This is a genomic window from Synechococcus sp. R55.3 (assembly GCF_047461975.1).
GTDB lineage: Bacteria > Cyanobacteriota > Cyanobacteriia > Thermostichales > Thermostichaceae > Thermostichus.
Map to the genome: position 1 here is coordinate 20608 of NZ_JANSIG010000036.1, position 6779 is coordinate 27386.

The window sequence follows — 6779 nt, forward strand, 5'->3', positions numbered from 1 at the left end:
GCTTGCTCGCAGGGGAAGGATAGAGTTGGTTGAGGGTTGCCAGTGGGCTAAAGATGAGGGATCCCCGACCTGGTCAGGTTCGACAGACTCAACCGAGCGGCCCTGCTCCCAGTCTCAGCCATCTGGCGGCGCAATTTTTGCAGGAGCGGGAGCGGGATCTGGCCCCTGCCAGCCGCCGTACCTACCGCATTGCTCTGGAGCAGTTTGCCAAAACTTGCCCGGTGCCGCTGCCCCAGGTGCAGCCTGCCCACGTCCAGTCCTTTTTGAACAGCTTGAAGGGCCGTCCGTTTCGCAACCGCTCTGGCCAGCGGATCCACCCGCCCGCCTCTCCGGCCACCTACAACCTCAAGCGGTTGGCCTTGCAACAATTTTTTGAATGGGCCAGCCAACGGGGCTACCTTCAAGATCCCCTGCCCACCCAAGCCATTCGACCTGCCCGCCTACCCGCTCGTTTGCCCCGCGATCTGGATCGGTTATTGCTACAGCGGGTGTTGCAGCGGGCCCAAAACCATTCTCTGCGCTACGCGGCTTTGATTCGCCTGATGCTGGAGTGCGGGCTGCGGGCCCAGGAGCTGTTGGACTTAACCGTTCAAGATTTTCAAATCAGCCCTGAGGGATCCCTGTTGGAAGTGCGCTGTGGCAAGGGGAGCAAACCCCGCGCTGTGGCCATAGGGGATCCCCTCTCCGAGCTGCTGCAACAGTATCTGAGCCAAGAACGGGGCCTGTGCGCGCCGACGGATCCCTTGTTTGTTTCCCAATCTCGCTGCTTGGCCTACCGAGGCCGCCCCCTGACCTACGATGGCCTGCGCCACATTGTTCTCAAGCTCACCGAGCCTGAGCCAGGACATCAAACCCCTCACCAGTTTCGCCACAGCTTTGCCACCTTGCTGCTGGATCGTGGCGTTGCCCCTGAGCATATCCAGCACCTGCTGGGCCATACAACTGCCGCCATGACGATGCGCTACACCCAGCGGGCCAACTTGAGAGCAGCCATCGCCCGTTCCCGCGAGATCTTAAATCAGGGCTTGGTTTAGGGATCCCTGGCTGTACTATGGCCTCTGTCGTTTCCAGTGAGACAGACGCGGATTGCTCGCAGAAAGAGGGATCCCCAAAAAGAGATCAAGGATCCTCAAGGACGGACAAACCTGACTAAGGTGGTTGGAATGACCTGAAAACAACCGATAACCAATGGGTTATTTCAAGTTACACGCTGGAGAGGAATGTAGAGCACATGCTCTCTCCCCTTGCCAATGGGCAACTGCGGCCCAAGACTGGCCTTCTGTTGTCCCAACCAGATGATCAGGTTTTTGTTCTCAGGATAGTATTCCAAAACATACTTGATGAAGTCATCAATTGTACATGGCTCGTTGAAACCTCCCATCCACTGATGAAAGTGGCTATGCACTTCGCTGGCTATAGTAATCAGGTTGGAAAGATTTGCTGCAATCTTTGGATAGTGCGCTTCAGAGTAGAGATGGTGAACCGTTAGGCTACTGGCTGTTTTTCGAGTAACTCTACAGAGATTTTTATCCCTTCTTCTTGCAAGCTCTTTTGCTCTTTCTATCTGCCTTTGTCTATCCTGGATTGTCTTGACGATTGCCTGAATCTGGGGTTCAATGCGTTCGCCAACATCTCGACACCAGTCTTTTCTGTGGTTTTGCTTGAGGACTTCTACCATAATCTTGGCAAGCTCATAGATGCCTCGCAAAGAGAGGTAGACAGTGTCGTCGTTGCCAAAGCGTGTGTAATGAACGTCTTTGATGAGTTTACTTTGTTTTGATGCAATCTCAAGCGCTTTCTTAAGGTAATCAGTTCGAGTTCCAAAGATCGTCACAACATCTTGAAGAGATAGCCAAAACTGATCTTGTCTTCTGACCAGAGAGGAGCTGTTTTCGAGGATCCTATGATCCACCAGAGCCTTCTGCCTCTTGCGATACTCTTCCTTGAACCAATTCCTAATGCTTGTGTCTGTAGAGTACTTACGACCTTGCTCTGACCTAGACCTTAAAAAGGATAAAATGGCGTAAGCACCAGACTGCGTGTATTCTCTCAGCCCCGAACTTTTGTTGATAACGCGATAGTCTTTACCTTCCACCAGTTCCCACTCATCATCAGGGATACTGTCAAAGTAGGCTTCAATCTCCCTGAGTTCCTCAAGGCTGATACCCAAAAATTCGGCGAGCTTGTTTGAAGAAACATAGACTATAGCCATTGCTCAAATTTCTCCGTAAGGCTTTTGTAGAAGAGAGTCAATCGCTGGAAAATTTTGTCATCCCCGGTTGGAGAATCGGGATGGTAGATCTTGCTCAGGCGATAAAAGGCAGCTTTGATGTCCTCATTGGTAGCTCGATCGGGGTCAAGTCCAAAAACCCGCCATGGCAAGTCGTACTTGAAGATGTTGATCCCGTTGATGCAGCCATACCCCTCTTCCCCCTCTTCGTTGGGAAGGATCCCGATGTGCTGACGATAAATGCGCTCCAAATCGTCTATGTTGGATAAGCTCAGCTTGCCCATGCCGCTGGTTGCCAGTTTGAAGCTGGCTGACTTTCTCAGCTCGGCTGCGTTTTTAACGCCAAAGTGGTTGTAAATCGCTTTCTGCAGCTCTTTGACAGACAACCGAGGCGGTGGCTGTAGCTGCCTGACCACAAACCGCGCAAAATTCTCCAGGAGTTCCTTAGAGATGCCGTAGGTATCGGAAAGGCGCTGGATTTCTGCAGCAATCGCCCCTTGCGGATCGGGCTTGGTCTCTTCTCTTGAGGTTGCCCTAGTTGTTTTTGGTTTTGTGCTGGCGGCTTTTTTGGGCATGGCTTCCCCTCAAGTCAGTGATGCCAAGTGTAGATCCGCACAAAACTTATAGGCTGTCTGTGAATTTATTTGCGCAATGATGCAGACAATCTTAGGTCAGTGTAACAATGTTGCCGGTACCTGTAAAGCTTTGCACCACATAAGCTTCGCCATACCGATGCCCAGTTGGATGGCTTGGTGTGGGGAGCAGATCCGCACTGGGCGGCCCCGCAGGCGAATCTCGCCAGCATCCGGCTGGTAGAGGCCCGCCAGCATGTTCATCAGGGTGGTTTTCCCGGCGCCATTCTCCCCCCGGAGAGCGTAAATCTCCCCGGCCCGTAGTTCAAAGTCCACGCTAGAGCGCCCCCAGCTTGCCTGTTCGGTTGAGTTCCCCCGCCAGGATCCCTACCAGACAGGCTCTCTCATAAAAAGGCTGATCATAAATGGAAGGCTCTCTGAAGAAAGAGGTACACAGGTTGAGTACCACCTTTCCTTGGCAGTGAACGTATTTCCGGCTACTTTTCAGCGCCAACTTGGGGCCGCCCCTTCAGCTTTTGGGGATCAGTCGCTTCGGACAGGCAGCACGGATATGGGATTCGCTCAGGTCGGGCATGAGAGCCAAGGCCCGCTGAGCATCAATTTGCGCTTCGCACACTGCCTCCAGTACCTGCTCAGCCATCAGGGAAAGGGGCATATCGGCAGTTTGTTCGGGATCGGTATCCAGGGAAATTTGTCGGACTCCCACAGGGGGGGGTGGCAACACCGGCGGAGCTGCCTGCGGGGACAGGGTGGTGGAAGTGCCCACCTCCAACTGCGCTTCTGCCAGGGCCACACCGCGCCCCACCATCAACAGGGATCCCAGCAACAGGAGCCATCCCAGCCCATGCAACCCCTTGCTGGACTGAGTCGGATGCTTCTGCTGTCGCTCAAGACTGCTGATGGGTGTAGCCCTGCTAAACCTACCACCGAGCATGTCACCTCTCCAAAACCACCCCTTTGCTTAAGATATCCAACCCAATTTGAATTTGCAGTAGGCTATCGTTGTCCCTCCAGGTAGCACCTACCCGCTCCCAGACTTTGCCTGCTGCACCCTCTATGGCCCGTCTATCCCAAGAGCTGGCCCGGTTTTCCCGCCTTCCCGACAGCCCAGAACAGCCCGAACCCTCCCCGGAAGGGTCGATCTGCATCGAAGACATTCTAAAACTGGCCGGTGAGCGCAGCTTTGGCTTGTTTCTGGCGATCCTTTCTTTCCCTTCTGCTTTGCCCTTGCCGGCTCCCGGCTATTCCACTCCCTTTGGTGTGTTCATTCTGTTGCTGGCCCTTCAACTGGTGGCAGGGCGAACCACCCCTTGGCTGCCGAAATGGGTGTTGCAGACCTCTGTTGAACGGAAGCAATTTCAAAAGTGGGCGCAGGCCGGGATCCCGTGGCTGCAGCGGATTGAAAAGATTGCCCGTCCCCGCTGGCGGCAGCTCTGCACCACACGGCTTGGCCAAGTCTGGCTGGGCACCTGGATTGGCTTGATGGGGATTTCCATGATCATCCCCGTTCCAGGCACCAACACTCTGCCGGCGATGGGGGTTTTCGTCACCGCCTTTGGGCTTTTGGAAGAAGACGGGATCCTGTGCAGCTTGGGATCCCTGATCTGTGTGGCAGGAGGACTGCTGACCACTTCCATTTTGATCGGCCTGTGGTGGGGGGGAACAACCCTCTTGGATTGGCTGGGGAGATAGCCGTGCCGACACCACTTATGATTCCGGCCTTGCACCGGTTATCGGGATGTCGGGGCCAACGCCAGATCCTGAGTGAGGCGCAGCTCGATCACCTGATTGGGATCCAGCACCACCACTTGCGGCGCCGTGACATTGCCGATCACCGCTCCGGCCACCCCCGCCCCCAGCACTTCTTCTGTGGCAATGGCATTGTCTCCGGTCACCAAGCCGAGAATGGCGCCCGCTGCCGCACCGATGGCTGCATCCTGAATGATTTTGCCTGTGGTGGTGTAGCGGGGATCCTTGACATCGTGAATGATGTCCGATTGGGCAGCCAAGGGGAACAGTTGGTTGTTGACGATAATGCTTTCCGCCACAAAACGGGTGCCCCCCGGGGCCGGCTCAAAGCGGCCATCCACCCGCGAGCCAAAAGGCACCAGAATATCTCCCTGGGCGTTGCGAATCGGGTTGCGGACGATCAAAGACATGGGCCGGGTTTCGTTGGGAGCAATGAAGAGGCGCTCGTTGAAGGGGGTGGTGGTTTGCATCAGGGTGCCCGCCGCCAGAGTGGAAAGGCGCAGGTCGAAGCCCGGCTGGGAACCGGAGAGGGATCCCCCTGGGTTTTGCGCCACCAAGGATCCCCGGTTAAGCATGGCCTGGTGGGTGAAGGCTGCTACCTCGGCGCGAGTGGCGGGACGGTTGGGTTCCAAGAGCATCGGGTCTGGATAATTGACGATCAACCCGGCGCGGTTGGCCGCTGCAATTTGCGCCAGGGCCCAATTGGGGATGGCTGCCGCATCTCGGTAGCGGCTGAAGAGATCGCTGGGCTGAGCGGCTGGGATCGCTCCCGTGTTGCCAATGGCGTTGGTCAAGACCACCAGCGCTTCGGTGCGGGTAACGGGCTGCTCAGGGCGGAAGGTGCCATCGGGAAAGCCTGCCACCAAGTTGTTGGCTGCTGCCGTCGAGATGGCGCTGGCTGCCCAGTGGGTGGGGGGCACATCCCGAAAGCCGATGAACGTACCAGAGGTATTGCGAAGGCGGAAAGCGGTATTGACAATGGTGGCAAACTGAGCGCGGGTAACCGGCTCATTGGGGCGGAAGGTGCCATCGGGGAAGCCGTTCAACACTCCCTGAGCGGAGAGGGTCTCAATGTAGGCTTGGGCCCAGTGACCAAAGGTGTCGCGGAAGGGAGCGGCCATGGCCACCTGGCAGTGGATGCCCAAGACAGCTCCCGATAGGAGTATGCCTGCTGCACGTGGATTTAAAAGAGAGGGAAACATCGTTCGTTCACCGAGTTGTCGTAGCGCCCATTGCTGGGTCGATGGCTACTTTTATTCTGGCTATTTCCTCAGTGATGACAATGGCGGAAACCCTTGCTCTGAGGTAATTTGAGCGTTTCTAACCTAAGATTTGCAGCAAAACGCAACTGCAGAGGATTGATAAGGAAACCCCTAAATCTCTGTCGCGTCAGCTAGAAATCGCAGGAGCCCCGCACTGTACCCGTAGGGTCAGTGCCGGGAGGAATTCGCTTTGATGAAGTACAATGAACTTATGAGCCAAGTCCTGACCGTCTCCTGTAAGCTCAAGGCGTTCCCGTCACAAGCCGCCAAATTGGACGCGACGATGGATGTCTTTGTGCAGGCATTGAACTGGGTCAACCAGAACACGCCGGAGAAGATCGTCAACGCGGTCAAACTGCAATCCCTTTGCTACTACGAGATTCGAGCTCGGTTCGGCTTGTCCAGTAACTTGGCTCAACAGGTGTGCAGACGGGTGGCGAGCGCTCGCAAAGTGGCGAGACAGCGCAACCGTCCGGTTAAAGAGTTCAAGCGTAGGTTCGTTACCTACGACGCACGTATCTTTTCATTCCGCGAGAAAGACTGGACGGTGTCGCTGACCACGGTGGAAGGGCGAGAGCGCTTTGAACTAGCCATTGGCAACTACCAGCGTGGGATGCTGGCTGGTTCTAACCCCAAATCGGCCACCCTAGTCCAGCGGAAGGATGGCTCCTACTACATCCAGATTTGCGTAGAGAAAAAACCACCCAAGCAACAAGATACCGACAGGGTGATCGGGGTGGACTTGGGCAGGACGGATATCGCCCATACGTCAGAGGGGGACAATTGGAATGGACAGCAGTTGAACCGAGTCCGCGACCACTACTCCAAGCTGAGGGCGGCACTCCAACGTAAAGCCAGTAAGGGCACCCGCAGTTCGCGGCGCAGATGCAGAGAACTGTTGCAACGGCTGTCTGGCAAGGAAAGACGCTTTCAGTCGCGTCAGCG

The 6779-nt window shown here is 55.7% G+C and carries 8 protein-coding genes; 3 read left to right on the forward strand and 5 right to left on the reverse strand.

The annotated features are described in order from the left end of the window. Positions 1-29: 29 nt before the first annotated feature. A complete protein-coding gene (locus tag NW849_RS07390) occupies positions 30-1034 on the forward strand; it encodes a tyrosine-type recombinase/integrase (protein WP_414356945.1) in 1005 nt (334 codons plus the stop codon). Positions 1035-1198: 164 nt separating this feature from the next. Here NW849_RS07390 and NW849_RS07395 read toward each other — a convergent pair whose 3' ends face one another. The 4 genes from NW849_RS07395 to NW849_RS07410 all read right to left on the reverse strand — a co-directional run bounded on the left by NW849_RS07395 (position 1199) and on the right by NW849_RS07410 (position 3757). Continuing rightward, positions 1199-2212, reverse strand: a complete 1014-nt coding sequence (locus NW849_RS07395; protein WP_414344204.1) for a hypothetical protein — start codon at positions 2210-2212, stop codon at positions 1199-1201. Further along, complete coding sequence (locus NW849_RS07400; protein ID WP_083757641.1) at positions 2203-2805, reverse strand: J domain-containing protein; 603 nt, start codon at positions 2803-2805, stop codon at positions 2203-2205. Before NW849_RS07400 ends, NW849_RS07395 begins: the two co-directional genes overlap by 10 nt. Before the next feature lie 96 nt (positions 2806-2901). After that, on the reverse strand, positions 2902-3138 hold the full coding sequence (locus tag NW849_RS07405) for an ATP-binding cassette domain-containing protein (RefSeq protein ID WP_414344206.1): 237 nt from the start codon (positions 3136-3138) through the stop codon (positions 2902-2904). Between the two features lie 193 nt (positions 3139-3331). After that, a complete protein-coding gene (locus NW849_RS07410; RefSeq protein ID WP_414356948.1) occupies positions 3332-3757 on the reverse strand; it encodes a hypothetical protein in 426 nt (141 codons plus the stop codon). Between the two features lie 122 nt (positions 3758-3879). Between NW849_RS07410 and NW849_RS07415 the strand changes: the two genes are divergently transcribed. Continuing rightward, the gene (locus NW849_RS07415) at positions 3880-4515 is read left to right on the forward strand and encodes an exopolysaccharide biosynthesis protein (RefSeq protein ID WP_414356950.1); all 636 of its coding nucleotides are present in this window, start codon (positions 3880-3882) and stop codon (positions 4513-4515) included. Positions 4516-4553: 38 nt separating this feature from the next. Here the strand turns inward: NW849_RS07415 and NW849_RS07420 are convergent, their stop codons facing one another. Further along, positions 4554-5717 carry an S-layer homology domain-containing protein gene (locus NW849_RS07420; protein WP_414356951.1) on the reverse strand — a complete coding sequence of 388 codons (1164 nt, stop codon included), beginning with the start codon at positions 5715-5717 and terminating at the stop codon, positions 4554-4556. 328 nt (positions 5718-6045) lie between these two features. On the opposite strand from NW849_RS07420, the gene NW849_RS07425 reads away from it, so the two are divergent. Continuing rightward, a partial coding sequence (locus tag NW849_RS07425) for a transposase (protein WP_414356953.1) occupies positions 6046-6779 on the forward strand: 734 nt, incomplete at its 3' end.

What these genes read in the sequence shown, in the direction of transcription:
- NW849_RS07395 (WP_414344204.1), bottom strand. Translation starts at nt 2,212, where the DNA reads ATGGCTATAGTCTATGTTTCTTCAAACAAGCTCGCCGAATTTTTGGGT.
- NW849_RS07400 (WP_083757641.1), bottom strand. Translation starts at nt 2,805, where the DNA reads ATGCCCAAAAAAGCCGCCAGCACAAAACCAAAAACAACTAGGGCAACC.
- NW849_RS07410 (WP_414356948.1), bottom strand. Translation starts at nt 3,757, where the DNA reads ATGCTCGGTGGTAGGTTTAGCAGGGCTACACCCATCAGCAGTCTTGAG.
- NW849_RS07415 (WP_414356950.1), top strand. Translation starts at nt 3,880, where the DNA reads ATGGCCCGTCTATCCCAAGAGCTGGCCCGGTTTTCCCGCCTTCCCGAC.